20 protein-coding genes are annotated in these 24521 nt (G+C 72.9%); 9 read left to right on the top strand and 11 right to left on the bottom strand.

What is annotated here, in order from left to right; genetic code table 11:
- The first annotated feature begins 35 nt into the window (after positions 1 to 35).
- From ABZS42_RS12715 to ABZS42_RS12705, 3 genes are all read left to right on the top strand, one after another.
- Positions 36 to 3116 (top strand): S8 family serine peptidase, encoded by a 3081-nt coding sequence (locus ABZS42_RS12715; protein ID WP_355144614.1) that lies wholly within the window; start codon positions 36 to 38, stop codon positions 3114 to 3116.
- An 83-nt stretch (positions 3117 to 3199) separates the two neighbouring features.
- A complete protein-coding gene (locus ABZS42_RS12710; protein ID WP_355144613.1) occupies positions 3200 to 5638 on the top strand; it encodes an AAA family ATPase in 2439 nt (812 codons plus the stop codon).
- 73 nt (positions 5639 to 5711) lie between these two features.
- Entirely contained in the window at positions 5712 to 6725 is a 1014-nt protein-coding gene (locus tag ABZS42_RS12705) for an NAD-dependent epimerase/dehydratase family protein (RefSeq protein WP_355144611.1), read from the top strand.
- Positions 6726 to 6791: 66 nt separating this feature from the next.
- Here the strand turns inward: ABZS42_RS12705 and ABZS42_RS12700 are convergent, their stop codons facing one another.
- From ABZS42_RS12700 to ABZS42_RS12685, 4 genes are all read right to left on the bottom strand, one after another.
- The gene (locus ABZS42_RS12700; protein ID WP_355144609.1) at positions 6792 to 7130 is read right to left on the bottom strand and encodes a VCBS repeat-containing protein; all 339 of its coding nucleotides are present in this window, start codon (positions 7128 to 7130) and stop codon (positions 6792 to 6794) included.
- 265 nt (positions 7131 to 7395) lie between these two features.
- Complete coding sequence (locus tag ABZS42_RS12695) at positions 7396 to 8271, bottom strand: universal stress protein (RefSeq protein WP_355144607.1); 876 nt, start codon at positions 8269 to 8271, stop codon at positions 7396 to 7398.
- Complete coding sequence (locus ABZS42_RS12690) at positions 8268 to 10670, bottom strand: phosphoketolase family protein (protein WP_355144605.1); 2403 nt, start codon at positions 10668 to 10670, stop codon at positions 8268 to 8270. Before ABZS42_RS12690 ends, ABZS42_RS12695 begins: the two co-directional genes overlap by 4 nt.
- Positions 10671 to 10751: 81 nt before the next feature.
- Positions 10752 to 11573: a universal stress protein gene (locus tag ABZS42_RS12685; RefSeq protein ID WP_355144603.1), complete on the bottom strand. Its 822-nt coding sequence runs from the start codon at positions 11571 to 11573 to the stop codon at positions 10752 to 10754.
- Positions 11574 to 11716: 143 nt separating this feature from the next.
- Here ABZS42_RS12685 and ABZS42_RS12680 point away from each other — a divergent pair, with 143 nt between their 5' ends.
- The 6 genes from ABZS42_RS12680 to ABZS42_RS12655 all read left to right on the top strand — a co-directional run bounded on the left by ABZS42_RS12680 (position 11717) and on the right by ABZS42_RS12655 (position 17114).
- Positions 11717 to 11953 carry an HTH domain-containing protein gene (locus ABZS42_RS12680; protein ID WP_355144601.1) on the top strand — a complete coding sequence of 79 codons (237 nt, stop codon included), beginning with the start codon at positions 11717 to 11719 and terminating at the stop codon, positions 11951 to 11953.
- Positions 11953 to 12531 carry a Clp protease N-terminal domain-containing protein gene (locus ABZS42_RS12675; RefSeq protein ID WP_355144599.1) on the top strand — a complete coding sequence of 193 codons (579 nt, stop codon included), beginning with the start codon at positions 11953 to 11955 and terminating at the stop codon, positions 12529 to 12531. Before ABZS42_RS12680 ends, ABZS42_RS12675 begins: the two co-directional genes overlap by 1 nt.
- Before the next feature lie 185 nt (positions 12532 to 12716).
- Entirely contained in the window at positions 12717 to 13721 is a 1005-nt protein-coding gene (locus ABZS42_RS12670) for a diacylglycerol kinase family protein (protein ID WP_355144597.1), read from the top strand.
- The gene (locus tag ABZS42_RS12665; RefSeq protein WP_355144595.1) at positions 13714 to 14709 is read left to right on the top strand and encodes a YihY/virulence factor BrkB family protein; all 996 of its coding nucleotides are present in this window, start codon (positions 13714 to 13716) and stop codon (positions 14707 to 14709) included. Before ABZS42_RS12670 ends, ABZS42_RS12665 begins: the two co-directional genes overlap by 8 nt.
- A gap of 113 nt (positions 14710 to 14822) precedes the next feature.
- Positions 14823 to 16313, top strand: a complete 1491-nt coding sequence (locus ABZS42_RS12660; RefSeq protein WP_355144593.1) for a phosphatase PAP2 family protein — start codon at positions 14823 to 14825, stop codon at positions 16311 to 16313.
- Positions 16314 to 16316: 3 nt separating this feature from the next.
- Positions 16317 to 17114, top strand: a complete 798-nt coding sequence (locus tag ABZS42_RS12655; protein WP_355144591.1) for an endonuclease/exonuclease/phosphatase family protein — start codon at positions 16317 to 16319, stop codon at positions 17112 to 17114.
- A 218-nt stretch (positions 17115 to 17332) separates the two neighbouring features.
- On the opposite strand, the gene ABZS42_RS12650 is transcribed toward ABZS42_RS12655, so the two are convergent.
- From ABZS42_RS12650 to ABZS42_RS12620, 7 genes are all read right to left on the bottom strand, one after another.
- Positions 17333 to 18295 carry a TIGR03557 family F420-dependent LLM class oxidoreductase gene (locus ABZS42_RS12650; protein ID WP_355144589.1) on the bottom strand — a complete coding sequence of 321 codons (963 nt, stop codon included), beginning with the start codon at positions 18293 to 18295 and terminating at the stop codon, positions 17333 to 17335.
- A 99-nt stretch (positions 18296 to 18394) separates the two neighbouring features.
- Positions 18395 to 18715 carry a multidrug efflux SMR transporter gene (locus ABZS42_RS12645; RefSeq protein WP_355144749.1) on the bottom strand — a complete coding sequence of 107 codons (321 nt, stop codon included), beginning with the start codon at positions 18713 to 18715 and terminating at the stop codon, positions 18395 to 18397.
- 11 nt (positions 18716 to 18726) lie between these two features.
- A complete protein-coding gene (locus ABZS42_RS12640) occupies positions 18727 to 19998 on the bottom strand; it encodes a sigma-70 family RNA polymerase sigma factor (protein WP_355144747.1) in 1272 nt (423 codons plus the stop codon).
- A gap of 3 nt (positions 19999 to 20001) precedes the next feature.
- On the bottom strand, positions 20002 to 20394 hold the full coding sequence (locus ABZS42_RS12635) for a YciI family protein (protein ID WP_355144745.1): 393 nt from the start codon (positions 20392 to 20394) through the stop codon (positions 20002 to 20004).
- Between the two features lie 114 nt (positions 20395 to 20508).
- A complete protein-coding gene (locus ABZS42_RS12630; protein ID WP_355144587.1) occupies positions 20509 to 22650 on the bottom strand; it encodes an alpha-galactosidase in 2142 nt (713 codons plus the stop codon).
- Positions 22647 to 23558: a carbohydrate ABC transporter permease gene (locus ABZS42_RS12625; protein WP_355144585.1), complete on the bottom strand. Its 912-nt coding sequence runs from the start codon at positions 23556 to 23558 to the stop codon at positions 22647 to 22649. The genes ABZS42_RS12630 and ABZS42_RS12625 overlap by 4 nt, the downstream gene beginning before the upstream one ends.
- Entirely contained in the window at positions 23555 to 24514 is a 960-nt protein-coding gene (locus ABZS42_RS12620) for a sugar ABC transporter permease (RefSeq protein WP_355144583.1), read from the bottom strand. The genes ABZS42_RS12625 and ABZS42_RS12620 overlap by 4 nt, the downstream gene beginning before the upstream one ends.
- Positions 24515 to 24521 lie beyond the last annotated feature (7 nt).

The following is a 24521-nucleotide window of genomic DNA, read 5'->3' as shown; positions in this document are numbered from 1 at the left end:
CGTGACGGCCGGCACACAACGCGGAGGACAACGACGTGCCAGAACCGAACGTGCAGAGGTCCGGGCGCACCGTGCGCGGGGTCAGCATGCTGGCCGCCGCGGCACTGGTCGCGGCGATCCTGACGAGCGTGGCGGGAGGTGCCGCCGCGGCCGCGCCGACCAGCAGCGGCGGACCGACGGCCCGCTATCTCGTCCAGCTCGACGACGAGCCGCTGGCCACCTACACCGGCGGCGTGGCCGGGATCGCGGCGACCAGGCCGGCCCGTGGCGGCAAGCTGAACCGGGACTCCGGCAGCGCCCGGGCGTACCGGGAGCACCTGCGCCGCGAACGCACCGACGTGCTCCGCGGTGTCGGTGTCACCGCGCAGCCGCGGGTCACGATGGAGACGGCGTTCAACGGCTTCGTCGCGGAGCTGACCGGGCCGCAGGCGGCCCGGCTGCGCGCCACCCGCGGCGTGCAGGCGGTCTACGCGGACCGCAAGGTGCACGCGCTCACCTCGCACACCCCCGACTACCTGGGCCTGACCGGTCGCAGCGGGGTGTGGCGGCGGGAGTTCGGCGACGTCGGGCACGCCGGCGAAGGCATGATCATCGGGGTCATCGACAGCGGCTTCTGGCCGGAGAGCGCGAGCTTCGCGCCGCTGCCCACCCCGCGCCCGGACCAGGCGGTCATCGACGGCAAGTGGAAGGGCACCTGCGACGTCGGCGTCGAAGCGCCGGTCACCTGCAACAACAAGGTGATCGGGGCGCGCTGGTACAACGACAGCGGGATCGCCGAGGCGTTCCCCGACGACTTCCTCTCGCCCCGCGACCGTAACGGCCACGGCACCCACACGGCGAGCACCGCCGCCGGCAACAACGGCGTACGGGCTACCTCGGGCGGCCGCGACCTCGGCACGATCTCCGGCATGGCGCCGGCCGCCCGGCTCGCGGTCTACAAGGCGCTGTACGACGACGGCGCCGGCTCGGCGGTCGGCAGTGAGATCGACATCGTGCACGCCGTCGACGACGCGGTCGCCGACGGAGTCGATGTCATCAACTATTCGATCGGTGACGACAACGAGACCCTCAACGCGATCGACGCGGCGTTCTTCAACGCCGCGGTGGCCGGGGTGTTCGTGTCGGCTGCCGCCGGCAACGCGGGTCCCACGCCGAGCACCGTCGACAACTCCACCCCGTGGGTGACGACGGTGGCCGCGAGCGCCACCGACCAGCAGTACACCCGGACGCTCACCCTCGGCGACGGCACCACCGTCGAGGGCGTGGGCATGGGCGAGACGAGTGTCGGGCCGGCGCCGCTGGTCACCGCGCGGGACAGCGCGATCGACCCGAACAACACCTACGCCGCCGAGCTCTGCGCCGACGACGTCCTGGACCCGGCCAAGGTCAAGGGCAAGATCGTGATGTGTCTGCGCGGCGAGATCCCGCGTGCCGACAAGAGCATCGCCGTCGCCCGGGCCGGGGGAGTCGGCATGGTGATGTACAACGACACGTTGAACTCGCTCAACGCTGACGTCCACGCGGTTCCGTCGGTGCACATCAACGAGGTCGACGCCGCGACGGTCCTCACGTACGTCGCCGCCGGCAACGCCACGGCGACCATCTCGGCGAGCACCCTGGAGACGGTCGAGGCGCCCTCCGTCGCCGCGTTCTCCTCGGCCGGCCCGTCGAGGTTGAGCGCCGGTGACCTGCTCAAGCCGGACATCAGCGCCCCCGGCGTGGACGTCGTCGCGGCGTTCTCGCCGTCGGCGGGCGGTAACGACTTCGCCCTGGAGTCCGGCACCTCGATGGCCGCGCCGCACATCGCCGGCATCGCGGCGCTGGTGCTGGCCAAGCACCCCGACTGGTCACCGGCGGCGGTCCGTTCGGCGCTGATGACCAGCGCGGCCGACCGTACCGACAAGGGCAACCCGATCAAGATCGGCAGCTACGACGCCAGTCCGCTGAACTACGGCGCCGGTGAGGTGCTGCCCGGTGGGGCGTTCGACCCGGGCCTGGTCTACGACTCCACCCCGCAGGACTGGCTGCGGTACCTGTGCGGGCTGGACGAGGACCGGGCCAGTGAGACCGGGGCGAACGTGGAGGGCTGCGACGAGATCGGCGCGATCGACACCGTCCAGTTGAACTACCCGTCGATCGCCCTGGGCCGGATGGTCGGCAAGCAGAAGGTCACCCGTACCGTCACCAACGTCAGCGACCGGACCAGCACGTACACCGCGTCGGTCGAGGCGCCCGCGGGTTACCAGGTGAAGATCACCCCGGCCAAGCTGACCGTCCGCCCCGGCAAGACGGCCCGCTTCACGGTGGAGGTCACCAACAGCGGTGGCGCGTTCGACACCTGGGCCGACGGTGCGCTGGCCTGGCGCGACCAGTACCGGCACGACGTACGGATCCCGCTGGTCGTGCACAACAGCGGGCTGATCGCCCCCGACTCGATCACCGGTTCCGGCACCTCCGGCAGCGTCAAGATCGCCACCGAGGCCGGCTACCAGGGCAAGCTGGTCGCGCAGCTCACCGGGCTGACCGCCGGCACCAGTGACGCGGTCACGCTGCGCGGCGAGGGAGCCTCGTGGGACTGGTCGTCGCTGGACAACCTGCCGAACCCGCTGCCCGCGTCGATGTACCGCAGCACGTTGCACGTGCCGGCCGGCACCCCTGACCCGCACGTGCTGGTGACCTCGCAGCTGCCCGCCTGCTCGGCCATCGACTGGGAGGACGAGGAGGGGGTGATGGCGTGCACCGAGTACAGCGTCTACGTCTACGACACCGCCGGTAAGTTCGTCACCGCCACGGTCAGCTCCCGCCGCGGCGCCAAGGTGGACCTGCCGGCCGCCGGGGACTACGTCCTCGTCGTCGAGCAGGAGTTCGTCGAGAACCTGCCCGCGGATCAGGACGGCGTCGGGTACACCGTCACCACCTACCTGCCGGGCGCGCCGGGCAGCTCCACCGGCAAGCTCACCATCGATCCGAAGCAGCGCACGGTCCAGCCGGGCGCGAAGGCGAACCTGACGCTGCGGTGGTCCGGCCTCGAGCCGGGGGTCCGCTACGTCGGGCAGCTGGAGTTCCGCAACGGCGACGGCCCGCTCAAGACCGTGCCGATCACCGTCGAGTCCTGATCCACCTCCGCCCCGGCGGGCCGGCGACGTGACCCAGGTCACCGCCGGCCCGCCGGGCCGTTCCCGGTCGACACCGGGGTGATGTGCTCGCCATCACGGTGACCGGCGGCGGCGAGGACGACGTGCGGGGCGGCGGGGTCACATCCCCGATCCGCCCCGCGCGCCTGCGCGGGCCCGTCGAGTTCGTCGGGCGTGCCGACGAGCTGGCCTTGCTGCGCCGGCTCATCGGCGCCCCGCCGTGCCTGGTCCTGCTGGAGGGTGAACCCGGCATCGGCAAGAGCCGCTTCGTCCGCGAACTGCTCGCCACGCTGCCCGGGCACCACCTGATCGGCGAGTGCGACGACGTGCCCGAACCCTTCCCGCTCGGCGTCCTGCTCGACGCCGTCCGGGCGTACGGCGACCGGCTCGGTCCGCTCAACCCGGTGGCCGGGGCACTCGCCCCGCTGCTGCCCGAACTCGCCGACCTGCTCCCCGCCGCGCCACCCCCACTGACCGACCCGGCGGCGGAGCGGCACCGGCTGCTGCGGGCCGTCGCCGCGCTGCTCGCCGGGCTCTCTCCCGCGGTGCTCGTCCTGGAGGACCTGCACTGGGCGGACCCGGCGACCTGCGAGTTCCTCGCCTACCTGAGCGGCCACCCGGTGGACGGTCTGGCCGTGGTGCTCACCGCCCGCACACCGGTGCCGGGTGGCAGCACGCCGATCCACGACGCGCTGGCGCGTACGCCACCCGGGGCGGTCACCCGTGTCCCGTTGGGCCCGCTCGGAGCCGACGAGGTGCGCCGGCTGGCGGCGCGGACCCTGCGGCTCGGTGAGCCGCCCCAGCAGCTCACCACGACCCTGCTCGACCGCACGGCCGGGATTCCGTTCGTGGTCGAGGAGGTGCTGCGTACGCTCGCCGAGCGGGGCGGCGACCCGCTCGCCGACGACAGCGTCCCGTTCGTCCTGCGCGACGTGCTCCTGTGGCGGCTGCGCCCGCTCGACGAGGGCGCCCGGGAGGTGCTCGGCGCGGCCGCGGTGCTGAGCCTCGCCCCCGACCCGCGCATCCTCACGGCGGTGCTGGGCCAGGACAGGGCGACCGTCGGCGCGGCGTTGACCGCCGCGCACCGGGCCGGGCTGCTGCACGACGCGGGGGACGGGCTGCGGTTCCGGCACGCCCTCGCCCGGCAGGTCGTGTACGACCTGGTGCCCCGGCAGACCCGGGAGTGGCTGCACCTGCGGATCGCCCGGGTGCTGGAGCAGAAGCTGCCCCGGCCGGTCGCCCAGCTGGCGCACCACTACCGGCTGGCCGGCAGCGACGCCGACTTCGTCCGCAACGCCGAGGCCGCCGCCGACCTGGCCACCGAACGCGGCGACGACGCGACCGCCGCCGGTTTCCTCCTCCAGACGATGGACGTCGCGGAGCTGCCCCGGCCGGTGCGGGTCCGGCTCGCCGGCAAGTTGGGCCGATCCGCCATCGACGGGCTCAGCCAGGCCACCGCGATCCCGGTGCTGGAACGGCTGCTGGCCGACCGGCGACTGCCACCCGGGGCGCGGGGCGAGCTGGGCCTGGTGCTCGGCCGGCTGCTGCGCCAGCAGGGGGAGGCGCTGCGCGGGTACACCGAGATCGAGCGCGCGATGCCGTACCTGCGGACGCCGCGCCGTCGCGCGCCGGCCCTCGCGGTGCTGGCGGCCCCCGACACGGTCGTCGGCCGCCACGTCGACGACCACCTGGCCCGGTGCGCGGAGGCCGAGGCCGCCGCGGAGGCCAGCGGCGACCCGGCCGCGCACCTCGCGGTACGTATCGCCCGCGCCTCGCTGCTGCTGGAGCTGGGCGACCCGGCGGCCTGGACGGTCATCGCCGAGTTGCGCGCCTCCGTGGCGCTGGCCGACCGGCCCCGGGAACACGCGCGGGCCTGCCTGAACTGGGCGCAGGGCGCACTGCACGCCGGACACCTGGACCAGGCCGCGGCGCTCCTCGCGGCCGGCCGGGAACTGGTCGAGGAGACCGGGTACGAGCGGCTGACCGCTCTCGTGGAGGCGACCGGGCTGTCGCTGGAGCGCGCCGCCGGGCGGCTGGACGGGTTGGCCGGGCGGTTCGAGCGACTGGTCGCCGCAGCCGAGCGGATGCCGGTCACCCTGCTCGACGCGCGGGCCGAGCTCGCCACCGTGCTGGCCCGTACGGCCACCGGCGCCGAGATCGGGCGGGCCGAGCGGACGCTGCGCGAGGTCGTCGTGACCGCCCAGCGGGTCGGGGCGATCTGGCCGCTGGTGCAGGCGCTCTCGGCGTTGGCCCGGCTGATCCTCGTCGAGCGACCGGACGAGGCCTCCCGGCACGCGACCGATGCCCTGATGCTGGTGCGTGGCAAGGGAATCTGGGCGTGGGCCGCCGAAGCCGTCCTGGTGTTGACCGAGGCGGCCGTGGCGGCGGGCGAGCCGGCGCGGGCGGTGGCCGTGGTGCGCGAGTTGGCGGCCGGCATCGAGGGACGCGACGCCCCGGTCGCCGTGGCCGCCGTGAGCCGCTGCCGCGAGCTGATCGGGGACTGAGTTCTGCCGTCGGCAGATCCGCTCACCGTGAACAACCCTCGATCCTCGGCCGACGGCCGGGCACGGTGGAGGCATGAGGCTTCTGGTGCTGGGCGGTACGGGGTTCGTGGGCGGGGCGACGGTCGCGGAGGCGGTGCGCCGCGGCTGGTCGGTGACGGTGTTCAACCGGGGGCTGCACGGCGACGTGCCGCAGGGTGTGCGCCGGCTGCGCGGTGATCGGACCACCCCCGACGGGTTGGCCGCGCTGGCCGGCGGCGAGTGGGATCTCGTGGTGGACACCTGGGACGGCGCGCCGCGGGTGGCCCTCGACGCGGCCCGCGCGTTGGCCGGCTCGGTCGGGCACTACGGCTACGTGTCCAGCGGCTCGGTCTACGCCGAGCCGGTGACGCCCGGGTCGGACGAGGACGCGCCCACCGTCGAGGCCGCCCCGGACGCCGAGGACGGCGACTACCCGCAGAACAAGGCCGGTGCCGAGCGGGCGGTGCGGGAGGTCTTCGGTGAGCGGGCGCTGCTTGCCCGGGCGGGGCTGATCCTCGGCCCGGGCGAGGACATCGGCCGGCTTCCGTGGTGGCTGGGGCGCGTCGCCCGGGGCGGGGACGTGCTGGCGCCCGGCCCGGCCGACCTGCCGGTGCAGTACGTCGACGTACGCGACCTCGCCGGCTGGCTGCTCGACCAGGGCGCGCGGGCCCGCGGCGGGGCGTACAACGTGGTCAGCCGGACGGGGCACGCCACCACGGGCGAGCTGCTCGACGCGTGTGTGCGGGTGACCGGGGCGGACGTGCGGCTGCGTTGGACGCCACCCGAGCCGATCCTGTCGGCGGGGGTCGTGCCCTGGAACGACCTGCCGATCTGGATCCCGCGCGGCCACGAGTACCGGTGGTTGCAGGAACGTGCGGTCGAGCGGGCGTACGCGGCCGGACTGACCTGCCGCCCGGTGACCGAGACGGTCGCGGACACCTGGCGGTGGCTGCAGGAGGTGGGCACGGTGCCGCCGCGCGCCGGCCGTCCCGCGCGGGCCCCGGTCGGCCTGGACCCGGCGCGGGAAGCGGCCCTGCTGGCTGCTGCCGGAGCCGTCGACCCGGCGTGATCCGGACCCGAAACGGGTGGGGCGGTGACCCGCAGCGCGAGCCACCGCTCCAGCGGGCAGTCGGCGTCAGACGACCGCCCGGTAGCCCTGCCAGCTCGCGATCTTCGTGCCGCCGCCGAACGATCCGCTGTACGACCCGCCCCAGCCGTCGAACACCTTGACGCCCGCCTTGATGGTGCCGGGGCTCGTGGGATCGGCGTCGAAGCGCCAGAGCGCGTTCGACGCGCCCAGGGCGAGCAGGTCGCCGCGGCCGTCACCGTTCAGGTCGCCGGCCCCGACGATCTGCTTGTAGCCGGTCCAGCCGGTGGCGATCCTGCTGCGGGCCGACAGGGTGCCCGTGCTGGTGCCCTTGAAGAGGTAGACGCGTCTCCGCTGAGCGATTCGCGGGCGACCAGGTCGGGCCACCGATCCTCCTGAGCAGAGAAGTAGGCGTGGTGGACCACGCGGCGACCCGGCCCCTGCCTCGGCTACCCGTTCGCGTCCCCCACGCAAGTGTGGGGAGCGTAGCGTACGGATCGACGGGCATGCAGTCGGACGGGTGGTGAAGGTCCACACCCGATCGGGTTGATCGAGCCGGGCCCCAGCGTCCGGCCCGGACGTCTCGACGCCATCCCCGGCTCAGCGCTCCCGGCCGACCGTCCGGCCCGGATGCCTCGACGCCATCCCCGGCTCAGCGCTCCCGGACGACCGCCACCGGGCACCGCGCGTGCTGGATGAGCTGCTGGCTCACCGAGCCGAGCAGCATGCCGCGCAGCCCGCCCCGGCCGCGGGTGCCGACCGTCACCAGCTGCGCACCGTCGCTCGCCTCGACCAGCATGGACGCGGGGCTGCCGACGGCCACCTCGACGGTGGTGTCCAGCCCCGGGAACGTGCGCTGCCAGGGCGCGAGGGACTCCGCCAGCGCGGCACGTTCACCGGCCAGCCGCTCGTCGACGTCGCCGGACGCGTCGCCTGCGTCGTGCGGCGACCAGGCCCGGATCGCCCGCAGCCCCACCCGTCGCTGGGTTGCCCGTTCGGCGGCGAAGCCCAACGCCACGAGTGACTGCTCGGAGCCGTCCACGCCGACCACCACCGGCCCGTCGGGGAATCCGGCGGGCACGTTCCCGGCGGGGGCGCGTACCACCACGACCGGGCAGTGCGCGTGGGCGGTGACCGTGACGGTGGTGGAGCCGACGAGGAGTCCGACGAACCCGCCGTGTCCCCGGCTGCCGAGCACCAGCAGCGCGGACTCCGCCGACCGTTGCTGGAGCACGAACGCGGGCGGACCGTCGAGCACCTCGCCGGTGACGTCCAGATCCGGGTGCGCGTTGGCGGTGTCGCCCGCCGTCCGGTGTACCAGCCGCTCGACCTCGCGCCGGGCGGACTCGTCCGGCCAGACGCCCGGGGCCACGCCGGGGCCGAGCCAGCCCACCACGGTCGTCCACTCGAAGACGTACGCGAGGCGGATCGGGCGGCCGCTGCGTGCCGCCTCGTCCAGCGCCCATTGCAGTGCCACCGTCGAGTCGGGGGAGCCGTCGTAGCCGACCAGGATCTCGGTGCCGCTCACATGCCGCCCCGCAACCCGGGGTCGGTTTCCCGGACCCAGCGCCACTCCGCCACCCGCGGGTCGTCCTCGCCGTGCCGGCGGGTGTAGTCGCGGCACGCCTGACGGGTGTCGACCATGTGCTGACGCAGGTGGGCGGCGCGGGCGGCCAGCCCGGGCACCCGGTCGATGACGTCGATGACCAGGTGGTAGCGGTCCAGGTCGTTGAGCATCACCATGTCGAACGGGGTCGTGGTGGTGCCTTCCTCCTTGTAGCCGCGTACGTGCAGGTTGTCGTGGTTGGTGCGGCGGTAGGTGAGGCGGTGGATCAGCCACGGGTAGCCGTGGTACGCGAAGATGATCTGCCGGTCGGCGGTGAAGATGGTGTCGAACTCGCTGTCCGACAGGCCGTGCGGGTGTTCGCTGGGCGGCTGGAGCCGCATCAGATCGACCACGTTGACCAGCCGCACCTTCAGCTCCGGCAGGTGTTGGCGGAGCAGGTCCGCTGCGGCCAGCGTCTCCAGGGTCGGCACGTCACCGCAGCAGGCGAGCACCACGTCCGGCTCGCTGCCGGCGTCGTTGCTCGCCCAGTCCCAGATGCCCAGTCCCCGGCGGGTGTGCTGGATCGCCTCGGACATGGTCAGCCAGTTCGGGGCCGGTTGTTTCCCGGCCACCACCACGTTGATGTAGTGCCGGCTGCGCAGGCAGTGGTCGAGGGTGGAGAGCAGGGTGTTGGCGTCCGGCGGCAGATAGATGCGGACCACCTCGGCCTTCTTGTTGACCACGTGGTCGATGAAACCCGGATCCTGGTGCGAGAAGCCGTTGTGGTCCTGCCGCCAGACGTGGCTGGAGAGCAGGTAGTTCAGCGAGGCGAGCGGGCGTCGCCAGGGGATGCCCCGAGTGACCTTGAGCCACTTCGCATGCTGGTTGACCATCGAGTCGACGATGTGGATGAACGCCTCGTAGCTGGTGAACAAGCCGTGCCGTCCGGTCAGCAGGTAGCCCTCGAGCCAGCCCTGGCACAGGTGCTCGGAGAGCACCTCCATCACCCGCCCGTCGGGGGAGAGGTGGTCGTCGCCGGGGACGATGCCGGCGACCCAGGCCCGGTCGGTGACCTCGAACGCGGCGCCGAGCCGGTTGGAGGCGACCTCGTCCGGCCCGAAGAGCCGGAACGTCTCCGGGTTGGCCGCGATCACGTCGCGGATCCACGGGCCGAGCACGCCGGTGGCGCCGGCCATCGGTTCGCCCGGGCGGGGCACGTCGACGGCGTAGTCGCGGAAGTCGGGCAGGGCGAGTTCCCGCAGCACCATGCCGCCGTTGGTGACCGGGTTGGCGCTCATCCGCCGGTCGCCCCGCGGCGGGAGCGAGGCCAGCTCGGCGACGGGCGCGCCGGTGGCGTCGAAGAGTTCCTCCGGCCGGTAGCTGCGCAACCAGCTTTCCAGCTCGGCCAGGTGCCCCGGATTGGTGCGTACCTCGGCCAGCGGCACCTGATGCGAGCGGTGGGTGCCCTCGACCGGCTTGCCGTCGACCTCGCGCGGTCCGGTCCAGCCCTTCGGCGTCCGCAGAATGATCATCGGCCAGCGGGGGCGTTCGACGGGTCCGCCGGAGCGGGCCGTCCGCTGGATGGTCGCGATCTCGTCGAGTGCCCGGTCGAGCGTGGCGGCGAGCAGCTGGTGCACCTTCGCCGGGTCGTCGCCGGCGACCACGTACGGCCGGTAGCCGTTGCCGCGCATGAGTTCGAGCAGATCCGGTTCCGGGATCCGGGACAGCACCGTCGGGCCGGCGATCTTGTAGCCGTTGAGGTGCAGGATCGGCAGGACCGCCCCGTCGCGGGCCGGGTTGAGGAAGACGTCGGAGAGCCAACTGCCGGCCAACGGCCCGGTCTCCGCCTCACCGTCGCCGATCACGCAGGCGACCAGCAGGTCGGGATGGTCGAACGCGGCACCGTACGCGTGGCTGAGGGCGTACCCCAGCTCGCCGCCCTCGTGGATCGAGCCCGGCACCTCCGCGGCCACGTGACTGGGGATGCCGCCGGGGAAGGAGAACTGCCGGAACAGCCGGGCCATGCCGGCCTCGTCCTGCCCGACGTCGTGGTAGCGCTCGCTCCACGTGCCCTCCAGCCAGGTGTTCGCCACGATCGCCGGGCCGCCGTGACCCGGCCCGGTGATGAACATGGCGTTCAGGTCGTGGGCGACGATGGCCCGGTTGAGGTGGGCGTAGAGCAGGTTCAGCCCCGGGCTGGTGCCCCAGTGGCCGAGGAGGCGCGGCTTGAGGTGCTCGGCGGTCAGCGGCTGACGGAGCAGCGGATTGTCCAGCAGGTAGATCTGTCCGACGGTGAGGTAGTTGGCCGCTCGCCAGTACGCGTCCAGCCGGCGCAGCTCGTCCTCGGTCAGCGGGTTTTGCGCATCGAGAGCCGTGTCCATGGTGATTGAGCCTCTCGCGGTTGGGGGAGTGCTGCATCCGGAAGCGCATTTCGTTGGTCCCGTCGGGTGAGCGGCAGATCCCTACGGGGCGGTGCCGGTCATACCGCGGACGACGATCACCGGCGACGCGGCGTGGTAGAGCAGCGCCTGCGCCACCGCGCCGAGCATGCCCCGGCCGGGCTCGTCGCCACGCGGGGCGATCATCGCCACCTGCGCCGAGCGGGACTGCTCGACCAGCACCCTCCCGGGGTCACCGCGGATCGTGTGGCACTCCACGGGTACCTCGGGGTGGTGGCCGGCGTACCGGTCGATCGCCTCGGTGAGCTGTCGAGAGGTCTCCTCGTCGTCCTCGTCGGGTTCCACCACCCGGATGGCGAGCAGTCGGCTGCCGCGCCGTCGCGTGCAGTCGAACGCCCACTCCAGTGCCTGGTAGGAGCTGGGTGATCCGTCGACGCCGACCAGAACGGGACCCTGCGGCGGCGGATCGCGGCGGGCCACCAGCACCGGACAGCCTGCCCGGGCGGCGAGCTGCACGGCGGGCGCCTCCGTCGGCGTGCGGCCCTCGCAGGTGGACATGCCGCCGTCGCCGACGACGAGGAGGTCCGCCTGCTGGGACCGGCGCAGCAGGACGGGGATCCGGGGCCCCTCGACGATCTCGCCGGTGACCGCCAGCTCCGGCCCGACGTCGCGGGCGAGGTCGTTGGCCCACGCGATGAGGTCCTCGGCCTCATCTCGTGGGGCCGCCACGGTCTCCGCCTCGAACGCGCTGTGCCAGTCGAAGGCGTGCACCAGGTGCAGCGGCCGGCCGTGCTCGACGGCCTCTTCGGCGGCGAGCCGCACCATCGGGAGGTTGCGCTCCGTGCCGAGGCCGACCAGCACCGCCCGATCGGTGGCTGCGGTCATCGGACATCACCTCCCGGGCGTCGCGCCCGGCACGACCACGCTCCTCGACCGAGGGTAGTCGCGTGACCACGGCGGCGGGTCGGTTCACCATCGGAATGTCAACCAGGGTTGACACGAGGAGTTTGTCAACGTACGTTGACAACATGACTCAGGCGACAGAACTCGCGGCAGCGGCGGGCAGCCCCGACCCCCGGGTCGGCCTGCGCGCCGTCCGCGCGCTGCGCCGGCTGCTCGAGCGGCTCGAGGTGGTCCAGGTGGACAACGCCCGCCGACAGGGCTGGTCCTGGCAGGAGATCGCCGACGCGCTCGAGGTCAGCCGGCAGGCGGTCCACAAGAAGCACGGCGGGCGACCCGCGGTCCCCACCTCCTGGGAGGCGTGATGTTCGAACGGTTCACCGACCGAGCCCGCGAGATCGTCCGGCGGGCGCGGGACGAGGCCCGAGCCGAGGGGCAACGGCCGGTGGGGACCGAGCACCTGCTGCTCGCCCTGCTCTCGGACGAAGCCAGCCTCGCCAGCCGGCTGCTCACCGAGGCCGGCGTCGACGCCGACGACCTGCGGGCCGGCATCCAGCGGCACGTCGAGGTCGGCGGCGTCGGGCTCGGCGACGCCGATGCGGCGGCACTACGCGAGATCGGCATCGATCTGGCCGCCATCGTGGCCCGCGTCGAACAGACGTTCGGCCCCGACGCGCTGCGCGAGGCGATGCCCGAGCCGCGCCGCCGCTGGGGACGGCGCCGCCACACCGGCGGCCCGTTCTCACCCCGGTCGAAGAAGGTGCTGGAACTGTCGCTGCGCGAGGCGATCCGGCTGCGGCACAACCACATCGGCAGCGAGCACATCCTGCTCGGCCTGCTCCGCGAGGGCCACGGGCTGGCGGCACTGGTGCTCACCGAGGCCGGGGTCGACCTCGACGACCTGCGCCGACGGGTGGAGCAGGCGCTGCGTACGGCCGCCTGATCAGGTGCCCCGGCCCGCCCGCCCCACGGTCCGAACGAGGTCGACCCGACCGGCGGCGGGCCGGGCCGGTCCGCCCCAGCCCCGCGGCTCGGGCGTAGGCACATCCACCCGAACCCGTCTGTGGCACTTCCTACGCTCGCCCACCACGGCTCGCCAGCCGATGCCGGTTGCTGCACACTGACGCCGTGACTGGTGGACGGGGCGCGCGGCACGCGTGTGACGACGGCGGGCTGCGGTCCGCCGTAGTGGTCAACCCGGTGAAGGTGGCCGATCCGGACCGGCTGCGACGTACGGTGAACGACGTTCTCGCCGCCGCCGGCTGGCCCGAGCCGCTGTGGTACGAGACTACCGTCGAGGACCCGGGGCGAGGGCAGACCGAGGCGGCGGTCGAGGCCGGCGTCGAGGTGGTCTTCGCCTACGGCGGCGACGGCACCGTCATGTCCTGCGTCAGCGGGCTGGTCGGCACCGACGTGGCGCTGGCCGTCCTGCCCCAGGGCACCGGCAACCTCCTCGCCGCCAACCTCGGCCTCTCCACCGACCTGGCCGCCGGGTTGCAGGTGGCCATCGAACGCGGCCGCCGGCTGCTGGACGTGGGAGAGGTCGACGGACGCTACTTCACCGTCATGGCCGGCATGGGCTTCGACGCGCAGATGCTCGCCGCGACCAGCGAGGCGACCAAGGCGCGGATCGGCTGGCCCGCGTACGTGGTGGGGGCCGCCCGGCACCTGCGCGACCGTCCGATGCGGGTGTCGATCCGGGTCGACGACCGGCCCCCGATGCGCCGCCGGGCCCGTTCGGTGCTGGTCGCCAACGTCGGGCGGTTGCAGGGCGGCATCCGGCTGCTCACCGAGGCCGAACCGGACGACGGCTGGCTGGACGTCGCCGTGCTCACCCCGCGCACCCTGCGGCACTGGCTCTCCCTCGGCTGGGCGGTGATCCGCCGTCGCGACCGGGTGCCGAGGATGGAGGTGTTCCGCGGCCGGCGGGTGATCGTCACCGCCAGCCGCGCCCAGCCCCGGGAACTCGACGGTGACCTCATCGCCGCCGGCCGCCGGCTGCGCGCGGTGATCCGGCCCAAGTCGCTCTGGCTGTGCGTGCCGCAACCCGAGCGGGCGCGCGACCTCGCCGTCGACGCCGAGCGCGCCGCCGAGCGGGGTGACGAGCTGGTCGAGGAGGCGCGCCGTGAGTAGTACCCGGATGGTGCCGGAGACCCGCCTCATGGCCGACGAGGAGCTCTCCGCCGACGACGCCTGGCACACCCTGCGCCGGCAGGGCGGCTGGCACCTGCTGCGGGACGCGTTCATCCGGTTCCGCTACGGCGACGGCTTCAGCCACTCCCGCGCCTTCGCGCTCCAGCTCTGCCTCGCCGTGGTGCCGTTCATGATCGCGCTGACCGGCCTGATCAGCGAGCTCGGTGTGGAGGAGGGCGGCCGGGTGGTCGCCGACACCGTACTGGCGGTCACCCCCGGGGCGAGCGAGCCGGTCGTGGCCGAGCTGCTCGGCGAGGGGGAGAGCACCGAGCGCGCCGGCGAGCTGGCCCTCACCCTCGGCCTGCTCACCGGCCTGGTGGCGCTCACCACCACCATGGCCCAGATCGAGCGCGGCGCCAATCGCATCTACGGCGTCGAGCGGGACCGGCCCGCTCTCTGGAAGTACCTGCGGGCCGCCGTCCTCGCGGTCACCGCCGGCGTGCCCGCGCTGACCGGGTTCCTGATCCTCGTCGGCGGGGGACCGATGGGGGACTCGGTCCAGCGGCACTACGCGTGGGGCCGGTGGGTCCACGGCGTCTGGGACCTGGCCCGCTGGCCGCTCAGCCTGGCGCTGACCGTGCTCGCGGTGGCGGTGCTCTTCCGGCACGCGCCCCGGCGGCGGCAGCCGGGCCTGTCCTGGCTGTTCTTCGGTGCCGGCATCGCGACCGTGCTCTGGTGGCTGACCAGCCTGCTGCTGGCCGCGTACGTCGGCTTCAGCGACGCGTTCGGCCAGACGTACGGCGCGTTGACGGGGATGATGGCGCTGCTGATCTGGGCCAACCTCACCGGTATGGCGCTCTTCGGCGGGCTCGCGTTCACCGCCCAGCTCGAGGCGCTGCGGATCGGCGTGCGCGAGCCGGCCCAGCCGGACCTGTGGGAGCCGGAGAAGGAACGCGCGGTGGACCCGGGCGAGATGACCGTCACCTGACGCGCCGCCCTCCCGACCGGCGACGTCGCGCCCCCGATCGCCGGGCCCTCCTGTGTACGCGGCGCGCGAACCGGGTAAAGCCGCCTCGCCATGCAGATCGAGGGAGGTGCGGGGTGACCGCGGTCAGGGAGGTACTGCGGCGACCGATCGGGCATTTCGCCGAGCGGAGCGTCGCGGGGCTGGCGGTGATCATCAGCGCCGGAGCCGCATTCGGTCTGCTGCTCATGCTGGTCCGGTTCGGCTGGAGCCCGCTGCAGACCGCCGACCGGGCGGTCGCCGAGTGGTTCAACCACCTGGTCGCCGCGCACGGTCCCGTCGTGACCGTGCTCCAGGCGGCCACCGACCTCGGTGGACGGCCGATCCTGATCTGGCTGGTCACCATCGCCGTGGTCGGGCTGCTCATCCGCCGCCAGCCCCGGCTGGCCGTCTATCTGATCGTCACCGGCGTCGGCGGCCTGATCCTCGACCCGTCGCTGAAGACGCTGGTGGGCCGGCTCCGGCCGATCGTCGACGTGCCGGTGGCCAGCGCACCCGGCAACAGCTTCCCCAGTGGGCACGCCCTCGGGTCGTTCGTGGCGTACGGGGCGCTGCTGCTGGTGTTCCTTCCGGCGCTGGCCGCCCGCTGGCGTAGGCCGGCCATCGCCCTGGTCGCCGCGCTGGTGGTCCTCATCGGGCTGACCCGCATAGCGCTGGGCGTGCACTTCGTCTCCGACGTGCTCGCCGGTTGGCTGCTCGGCGCCGCCTGGCTCGGCGTCACCGCGTACGCCTTCCGGCTCTGGCGGCGCGAGCGTGGCCGGCGGACGCCGTCGCTGGCGGACGGCCTGGAGCCGGAGGCGGGGCACGACATCGCGCCGGCGCCGGCCGAGGAACACGTACTGGAGCACCCACGCTCCGCCGTGGCCGAACTGCTCGTCGGGTGGGTGCTGGTCTTCGGCGTGCTCTACGGCTTCGGCAGGTACGTCAGCTACCACGCCGGCGGGACGTTCCTGGCCACCCTGGACACCGAGGTGCCGCGTTGGTTCGCGCACCGGCACACCCCGGCCCTCACCGAGTTGAGCTGGTGGTGGAGCAAGTTCGGCGACACCCACGCGATCCTGCTCGTCTCACTGGTGTTCTGCCCGTTGGTGCTCGCGGTGTGGCGGCGGTGGCGGCCCGTGCTCTTCGTGGCGCTGGCCATGTTCGGCGAGCTGAGCCTCTTCCTCACCAGCGCCCACGCGGTGGACCGGCCCCGCCCGCCGGTGGAGAACCTGGACGGGCCGATGCCCACCTCGTCGTTCCCGTCCGGTCACATCGCCGCGACGATCTGCCTGTACACGGCGATCGCCGTGCTGGTCATGGCACGTACCGACCGCTGGTGGCGGTGGCTGACCGTGGTGCTTGCCGTGGTCATGCCGCTGGGGGTGGCCGCCTCCCGGATCTACCGGGGCATGCACCACCCCACGGACTTCCTGGGCGCGATCCTGCTCGGCGCGCTCTGGATCGGCCTGCTCTACTGGGTCGTGCGGCCCAACGCCGACGTGTACGAGGGCAACCGACCGAGCATCGAGGCGGAGGACGTGGACACTCTCGACGACGAGCTGGTCCGGGCCGCCCGGGAGGACTGAGCCGTGCTGCGCGTGATGACCTGGAACATCCGTACCGGCGGTCGGGACGCCGACGGTTCCGATCGGCGGGACGAGATCGTCGAGCTGATCAACGAGCGGCGGCCCGACGTGCTGCTCCTGCAGGAGCTGCGCGGCTTCGACGACCAGGTGCTCGCCGGGTTCGCCGACCGGCTGGGCCTGCGTCCGCACCGGGCGGGCAGCTGCGTGGGTCAGCCGGTGGCCGTGCTCGTCCGCGCACCGCTGCGTACGCTCGCCGCCGGCCCGCTGCGCCGGCCGTTCCACCACGCGGCGGCCCGGGTGGTGCTGGCCACCGGCGCGGGACCGCTCACCGTGCTCGGTGCCCACCTGAGTCCGTACTCGGGCGGGTGGCGGCGGGTTGAGGTGGACTGGCTGGCGGCAGCCGTCCGGCGGGCTCCGGGCGAGTTGACGCTGGTCGGCGGTGACCTGAACGCGCTCGACCCGGCGACGGATCACAGCGAGCAGCTGAGCCGGCTCCAGCCGAAGTACCGTCGCCGGCACCTGCGCCGCGACAGGCGCACGGTGGACACCCGGGCGGTGGCCGTGCTGCTCGGCGCGGGCCTGGTCGACCTGCAACCAGCGGTCGGTGGGTCGGACGAGGGGCTCACCGTACCGACCTGGCACGGCGGGGCGGAGTTCGTCGGGATGCGGCTGGACTACCTGCTCGGCTCGCCGGCGTTGGCGGCGCGGGTGCGCGAGGTGCGGGTGGTGCGGGGTGGCGTCGCGGAGCACGCGTCGGATCACTACCCGGTGGTGGCCGACGTGGCGCTGGACCCGGCCTGACCGGTACGCCGACCGGCATCGCAGGTCCGTCGCCGGGCCGGGCCGACGGTCGCCGCGGTCGCCGGCGCTGCGGTCAGAGCAGCAGGTTGACCAGGACGGTGAGCACCACCGAGGCGAGCACCGAGAAGAGGATCATCAGCAGGCAGCCGAGGCCGCCACCGAGCGGGCGGATCTCCACGTTGCCGATTCGCATCAGGGTTCCCTCGTTCCCGGTCGGTTCACAGCTCGCGCAGCCGCGGCAGCAGCTGCTCCTGAGCCCAGTCCAGGAACATCGGCTGGCGCTCGCCACCCACCTGGACGAGCGCGACGTGGGTGAAGCCGGCCTCGACGAAGGCGCGGAACGCCTCGACGTGCCGGTCGACGTCCGGACCGCAGGTGATGCCGTGCGCCACGTCCTCCTCGCGGACGAACTGGGTGGCGGCGCGGAACGCCTCCGGGTTGGGCAGGTCGGGCATCACCCGCCAACCCAACCCGAACCAGCGGAACTGGTCGTGCGCGATCCTGCGGCACTCGGCCTCGTCCGGGCCGTAGCAGATCGCCAGCTGGCCGTAGCGGTTGCGGTCACCACCGCCCGCGTCCTCGTACAGCGCGATGATCTGCGGATCGGGCTCGGTGGCGATGAGGCCGTCGCCGTACTCGGCGGCGAGGCCGGCCGACTGCGGGCCGGAGGCGGCGACCGCCATCGGCACCGGGGTGTCCGGGCGGTCCCAGACGTACGCGTCGGGCACGTCGAAGTGGTTGCCGGAGAAGGTCAGCGTCTCGCCGTTGAGCAGCGGGCGGATGATCTGAAGCGCCTCCTCGAACATCTCGTGCCGCTGCTGCACGTGCGGCCAGCCGCCGACCACGTGTTCGTTGAGGTTCTCGCCCGCGCCGAGGCCGAGGGTGAACCGGCCGTCCGAGAGCAGGCCGACGGTGCTGGCCTTCTGGGCCACCACGGCCGGGTGGTAGCGGCGGATCGGGCAGGTCACGAACGACATCAGGTCGACGCGGTCGGTGGCGTGCGCGACCGCGCCCAGCACCGACCAGGCGTACGGGGAGTGGCCCTGCGAGTCCAGCCAGGGGTAGTAGTGGTCGGAGACGACCAGGTGGTCGAAGCCGGCCGCCTCCGCCCGAACCGCATGGTCGACCAGTTCCTTCGGCCCGGCCTGCTCGCACAACAGGGTGTAGCCCACGCTGACCATGTGGCGTCTCCTTCCCCACCGGCTGATCATCGGCGAATACCCCGTCGGGCCACGGTCAACCCTCAGGTCCGGTTCAGGCCGGTTTGTTGAGGAGTCGGGTCAGTGGGCGCCGTTCAGGTTCACGACGACCACACCCGCGATGATCAACGCGATGCCGACGAGCTTCACCGCGCCGACCGGCTCACCGAGGAAGACCGCGCCGATCGCCACGATCGTCGCGGTCCCCAACCCGGACCAGAGGGCGTACGCGACGCCGACCGGGATCTGCTTCACCGCCTGCGACAACAGCACGAACGCCAGCCCGTAGCCGCTGAGACAGGCCAGCGTCGGCCAGAGCCGGGTGAACCCCGCGGTGGCCTTGAGCAGACTGGTGGCCGTCACCTCGGCCGCGATCGCGATGCCCAGCAGGACGTACGCCATCTCGTACCCCGTCACTCGTCGTTCGGTGAGCTCTGCGCACCGGCCAGCCGGGCGGCACGCATGGCCAGGTACCGCTGCTCGGGCAGGCTGTTCGTCCGGGCCGCCGCCACCCGGTAGTCGGCCACCGCCCGCTCGCGGTCACCGGCCATCTCGTACAGATGGGCGCGGGCGGCGTACACCCGATGGTGCCCGGCCAGCCGGGGATCGTCCGCGAGTTCGGCGATGGCGGCCAGGCCGGCGTCCGGCCCGCGCACCATGGCGGTGGCCACGGCGCGGTTGAGCGCCACCACCGGGCTGCCGGACTGTCGTTCGAGGACCTCGTACAGGGCGAGGATCTGTGGCCAGTCGGTCCGCTCGGCCGAGGGCGCCTCGTCGTGCAGCGCCGCGATGGCGGCCTGGAGCTGGTACGGCCCGACGGGGCCGCGGGGCAGCGCGTGGGTGACCAGCGCGACGCCCTCGGCGACGGCCGCCGCGTCCCACCGGCCGCGGTCCTGCTCGGCCAGGGAGATCAGTTCGCCCGACGGGCCGGTACGCGCCGGGCTGCGCGCCTCAGTGAGCAGCATCAGCGCCAGCAGCCCGGCCGTCTCGCTGTCGGCGGGCAGCCGCTCGTGCAGCGTCCGGGTCAGCCGGATCGCCTCCACCGACAGGTCCACCCGGCGCAGGTCGGGGCCGGCGCTGCTGGTGTGTCCCTCGGTGAAGATCAGATAGAGGACGTGCCGGACGGCCGCCAGTCGATGAACACGCTCGGCCTCGTCGGGCATCCGGAACGGCAGCCCGGAGGAGCGGATCCGCTGCTTGGCGCGGCTGATGCGCTGCGCCATCGTGGCCTCGGGCACCAGGAAGGCGTGGGCGATCTCGGCGGTGCTCAGGCCACCGACCGCGCGCAGGGTCAGCGCGATGGCCGAGGCGGGGGAGAGCGCCGGGTGGCAGCAGAGGAAGAGCAGGATCAGGGTGTCGTCGCGCTTCCCGAACAGCTCGTCGTCCGCCGCCGGGGCGGCCCGCCGGTCGTCCGGCTCCCGCCGCGCCACCAGATCCTCACGGTTGCGCCGGGCGGCCTCCGCGCGGACCAGTTCGATCATCCGGCGGTACGCGACCTGGATCAGCCAACCACGCGGGTTCGCCGGTGTCCCCTCGTCCGGCCACTGGGTCGCCGCGGCCAGCAGCGCCTCCTGGACGGCGTCCTCGGCGGTGGCGAAGTCGCCGAACCGGCGGGCGAGCACGCCGAGGACCTGCGGCGCCAGCTCGCGCAGCAGGTCCTCGGTGCGTCGGTCGGTGGTGGCCAGCCGTCACAGCTCCTGCGGCGGGGCGGACATCACCGGGTGCACCTCGATCGGCATGTTCAGCGGCCGGCCGCCCGGACCGGGGGCCGTGGAGATGTGCGCGGCGATCTGCACGGCCCGCTCCGGGGTCGCGCAGTCGACGATCCACCAGCCGGCGAGGAACTCCTTCGTCTCCGGGAAGGGGCCCTCGGTCACCACCGGCAGGCCGCCCTCGCCGGCCCTGACGATCCGAGCCTGCTCCGGGCCGCCGAGCCCTTCCCCCTGTACCCATTCGCCGTCCGCGGTGAGCTTGGCGTTCACATCGCCCATGAAGGCGATGTGCGCCTGGATCTCCTCCGGCGTCCACGTCCCGATCGAAGGGAAGTCGGTCCCGGCAGCGCTGAACTGCATCAGCAACATGTACTTCACGGTCGGCTCCTCACGCCTGCGCACCTCATTCTCGGTGCTCTCACCCTCAGGTAGAAGCAGCGGCCCGCCGTCTCGACATGCCCGGCCGAAAATCTTCGAAGAAAATCAGTCGACCGCGCTGACCTCCAGCAGGAACGCCTGCTCGGGGTGCAGGGCCGGCAGTTGCAGGCCCACGGTGCCCAGCGCGGCACCGGTCAGCGTCACCCCGGTCGGCAGCCATCCCGGCTCGGCCCGCTGCACCGTCGCCGGCGCCGGTACGCCCTGCGCCGGTCGCACCGTGTACCGGCGCCGCCGGTCCAGGCCGGGCAGCCGGACCGCGCCCGGCACCTGGGCCACGGAGGTGGCCAGCCGGCTGACCGCGTACACCGCCTGGGAGCCGTCGTGGGCCACCACGCCGTGCGCCCAGACGGCCGGGTCGGGGTGGTCCACCCGAACCGTACGGCCGGTGTGCAGCAGCGGGCGCAGCCGCTTGTGCAGCGCCACCCAGGCGGCCAGTTCGGTCCGCTGCACCGGGCTGATCGAGGCGATGTCCCACTCGATGCCGTGGTGGCCGAAGAGCGCCGTGGTGGCCCGGAAGCCGAGATCGTGCACCCGGTTGGTGGTGTGCGAACGTTCCGGGCCGATGTGGCTGCCGATCAGCTCCGGCGGGAGCAGCAGCCCGGTCCAACGCTGGATGGCGAGCCGCTCCAGGGCGTCGTTGCAGTCACTCGCCCAGACCCGGTCGGTGCGGGCGAGGATCTCCAGGTCGACCCGGGCGCCACCCGAGGCGCAGCTCTCGATCTCCACGTTCCGGTGGCGGCGGCGCAACTCGTCGAGCAGGCGGTAGACCGCCTCGGTCTGCCCGTGCACACCGGGCCGGCCCTGGTGGCCCGCCTCGGTGAGGTCCCGGTTGTGGTCCCACTTCAGGTAGCTGATCCCGGGATGCTCGGTCAGCAGGGCGTCCAGCCGGTCCAGCAGATACGCGTACGCCCCGGGCTGGGCCAGGTCGAGCACCTGCTGGTTGCGCCACGGCAGGGGCAGCCGCCCCGGGGCGGCGAGCACCCACTCGGGGTGGGCGCGGAACAGGTCCGAGTCCGGGTTGACCATCTCCGGCTCGACCCAGAGGCCGAACTGGAGCCCGAGTTTGGTGACGTGGTCGATCAGCGGGTGCAGGCCGTCCGGCCAGACGCCCTCGTCGACGTACCAGTCGCCGAGCCCGGCGGTGTCCGCCCGCCGGCCCCGGAACCAGCCGTCGTCCAGCACGAACCGTTCGACGCCGACCTCGGCCGCCTGGTCCGCGAGCGCGCGCAGCCGGGCCAGGTCGTGGTCGAAGTAGACCGCCTCCCAGACGTTGAGGGTGACCGGTCGCGGCGCACGGGGATGCTGCGGCCGGGCCCGCAGGTGGGTGTGCAGTACGTCGCTGAGTCCGTCCAGCCCCGCGTCGGACCAGACCGCGTAGAGCAGGGGAGTGGCGTACGAGTCACCGGGACCGAGCACCACCTCGCCCGGGGCGAGCAGTTCGCCGCCGCCGAGGGTCGCCGTGCCGGTGGGGCCGCGCTCGGCGAAGGTCACGTGGTCGCCGCTCCACGCCGTGTGCACCGCCCACACCTCACCGGTGCCGAAGCCGAATCCGGCCGTGCCGGCGACCAGGAGCAACGTCGCGTCGTGGCCGGTACGCCCGTGCCGGCCCTCCCGTACCCAGCTGCCGATCGGCCACGGGTGCCGCTGCGGCGACCGTTCCCGGCACCACCGGCCGGTCAGGTCGAGCAGTTCGGTGGCGACCGCAGGTACCGGCAGCACCGGCGTGAGCTCGCGCAGCTCGTACGGGCTCGCACCGTCGTTGCGCAGCCGGTGGCGCAGCAGCACCAGGCCGGTCGGGTCCAGGGTGAGCTCGATGGTCAGGGACAGGCCGGCTTCGGGGTCGGACGCGTGGACGCCGACCCGCGCGGGAGCGCCCGAGTCCGCCGGGTCGTCCACGTCCAGCCGGTCCAGCCGGAACGAGGTGGACCAGTCGGCACGACCGCGATGCCCGGCCAGGGCCGGCCGTCCGCTCCAGCCGGCGCTCGCCTCGGGCAGCAGGGAGAGCACTGTCGCAACGTCGAAGCTGCTGGGCACCACCGGCGGCACCGTGGCGTCGGCGAGCTGGCGCAGGCCGTCGTCGTCGAGGTCGCCGGTGTCGCCGCCCCAGTGCACGACCCGGGGCAGTCCCGGGCCGCGCGCGTCGAGCACCAGGCTGGTCCGCGCGCGGCGCAGGTGGACAACGCTCATCCTTTGCTGGCTCCCAAGGTCAGGCCCCGGACGAAGTGTCGCTGGAGCAGGAAGAAGACCACCAGGGTCGGGATCGCGACCAGCACGCTACCGGCCGAGACCAGGTTGTTGTCGGTGAAGAACTCGCCGCGCAGGTTGTTCAGCGAGCTGGTGACGGGGAACTTGTCCCCGGTGCGCATGAGCACGGTGGCCCAGAAGAACTCGTTGTAGATCCAGGTCACCTCCAGCGTGGCGAGCGCGGCCAGGGCCGGTCGGCACAGCGGCATGGTCACCTGCCAGTACTGCCGCCAGACGCTCGCCCCGTCGACCATCGCCGCCTCGTACAGGTCGCGCGGCAGCGCCTTCATGTAGTTGCTGAGCACGAAGACGCAGAAGCCGCACTGGAACGCGACGTTGATCAGGATCAGGCCCCAGTAGCTGTCGTACAGCAGCTCCGAGTCGCTCATGAACTCGGGCAGCGGCACCTCGGTGAAGAGCCGGAACAGCGGGATGAGCAGGGCCTGCTGGGGCAGCAGGTTGGCCGCGGTGAAGAGGCCGAGCAGCACCAGGTTGATCTTCCAGCTGAAGCGGGCGATGACGAAGGCCACGCAGGAGGCGAGGAAGAGGGTCAGCAGCACCGCCGGGACGGTGATGTAGACGGAGTTGAGGAAGTGCTTGCCGAACTCCGCGGTCTGCCACGCGGTCACATAGTTGTCGATGGTCCAGCCGCCGAACGAGACGTACCCGTGGGTGGCGGTGTAGTCGTACGACCGCAGCGACGTGAGTACGGCCCAGAGGATCGGGAACAGCCAGCCGACCGCCACCGCGATGAGGAAGACGTGCAGCACCACCCGCTGCGGGGTGAGCCGGCGCCGTCGCGGCGGCGCGTCCTCGGCGGCCGGTGGCCGCGTCAGGGCACTGGTGGTCATCGGTCCTCCCCGCGCATCACGGTGACCAGGTAGACGGTGATGAACACCAGCGACACGACCAGCATGATCGTCGCCAGCGCCGAGCCGAAGCCGATCCGGCTCGCCTCGCCCACCACGTTCTGGGTCACCAGGGCGGAGAGCAGCTCCAGCCCGTTGCGTCCCTTGTTGACGACCCAGACCAGGTCGAACGCGCGCAGCGACTCGATCACCGTGACGACCAGCACGATGATGTTGATGGGGCGCAGCACCGGGAAGATCACCCGGAAGAACGCCTTCGCCTCCGAGGCTCCGTCGACGGACGCGGCCTCGCGCAGCGACGGGTCGACGCCCTTCAGCCCGGCCAGGTAGAGCAGCATGATGTAGCCGACGTGCCGCCAGCCGGAGGCGAGCATGACCGCCCAGATGTTCACACCCGGGTCGCCGTACCAGTCGACGTCGGTGCCGAGCGCCGCGTTGAGCAGGCCCTGGTCGCGGGAGTAGATGAGCTGCCAGACGAAGCCGATCAGCGCCAGCGAGAGCACCACCGGCAGGTAGAGCGCGGTCTGGTAGAAGCGGCCGCCGCGCAGCTCCTTGTCGAGCAGTACGGCCAGGAACATGCCGAACGGCGTGGCCACCAGGAAGAGCGCCGCGAGCCAGAGCAGGTTGTGCTGCACCGCGGGCACGAACGGTGGGTAGATGGTGAAGACGTCGCGGTAGTTGCGCCCGCCGACGAAGTCGATGTCGGCCAGCGGGCCGATGCCGTCCCAGTCGGTGCCCGAGAGCACCACGGTGGCCAGCGCGGGCAGCCATACCAGGGCGGTGACCAGCAGCAGTGGGACCAGCACCATCAGCGTGATCACCACGCGGTCGGTGCGGGACAGCAGCCGCAGCCGCCGGCCGCGGCCACCACCCGTGGTGGTGGGCGCGGCCGGCGGTTCCACGGCGCGATCCGCTTGGATCAGGGGCAGGTCGGACATGATGTCC

This window comes from Micromonospora sp. NPDC005367 (assembly GCF_040606825.1).
In the GTDB taxonomy this organism is placed as follows: Bacteria; Actinomycetota; Actinomycetes; order Mycobacteriales; family Micromonosporaceae; genus Micromonospora.
Note: the sequence above shows the minus strand (reverse complement) of the source record. Positions and strands in the feature narration are given on the sequence as shown.

Bases quoted from the DNA above. Each gene is read 5' to 3' on its own strand.
- ABZS42_RS12705 (WP_355144611.1), top strand. From the start codon at position 5,712: ATGAGGCTTCTGGTGCTGGGCGGTACGGGGTTCGTGGGCGGGGCGACG.
- ABZS42_RS12690 (WP_355144605.1), bottom strand. From the start codon at position 10,670: ATGGACACGGCTCTCGATGCGCAAAACCCGCTGACCGAGGACGAGCTG.
- ABZS42_RS12685 (WP_355144603.1), bottom strand. From the start codon at position 11,573: ATGACCGCAGCCACCGATCGGGCGGTGCTGGTCGGCCTCGGCACGGAG.
- ABZS42_RS12680 (WP_355144601.1), top strand. From the start codon at position 11,717: ATGACTCAGGCGACAGAACTCGCGGCAGCGGCGGGCAGCCCCGACCCC.
- ABZS42_RS12675 (WP_355144599.1), top strand. From the start codon at position 11,953: ATGTTCGAACGGTTCACCGACCGAGCCCGCGAGATCGTCCGGCGGGCG.
- ABZS42_RS12650 (WP_355144589.1), bottom strand. From the start codon at position 18,295: ATGGTCAGCGTGGGCTACACCCTGTTGTGCGAGCAGGCCGGGCCGAAG.
- ABZS42_RS12645 (WP_355144749.1), bottom strand. From the start codon at position 18,715: ATGGCGTACGTCCTGCTGGGCATCGCGATCGCGGCCGAGGTGACGGCC.
- ABZS42_RS12635 (WP_355144745.1), bottom strand. From the start codon at position 20,394: ATGTTGCTGATGCAGTTCAGCGCTGCCGGGACCGACTTCCCTTCGATC.
- ABZS42_RS12630 (WP_355144587.1), bottom strand. From the start codon at position 22,650: ATGAGCGTTGTCCACCTGCGCCGCGCGCGGACCAGCCTGGTGCTCGAC.
- ABZS42_RS12625 (WP_355144585.1), bottom strand. From the start codon at position 23,558: ATGACCACCAGTGCCCTGACGCGGCCACCGGCCGCCGAGGACGCGCCG.
- ABZS42_RS12620 (WP_355144583.1), bottom strand. From the start codon at position 24,514: ATGTCCGACCTGCCCCTGATCCAAGCGGATCGCGCCGTGGAACCGCCG.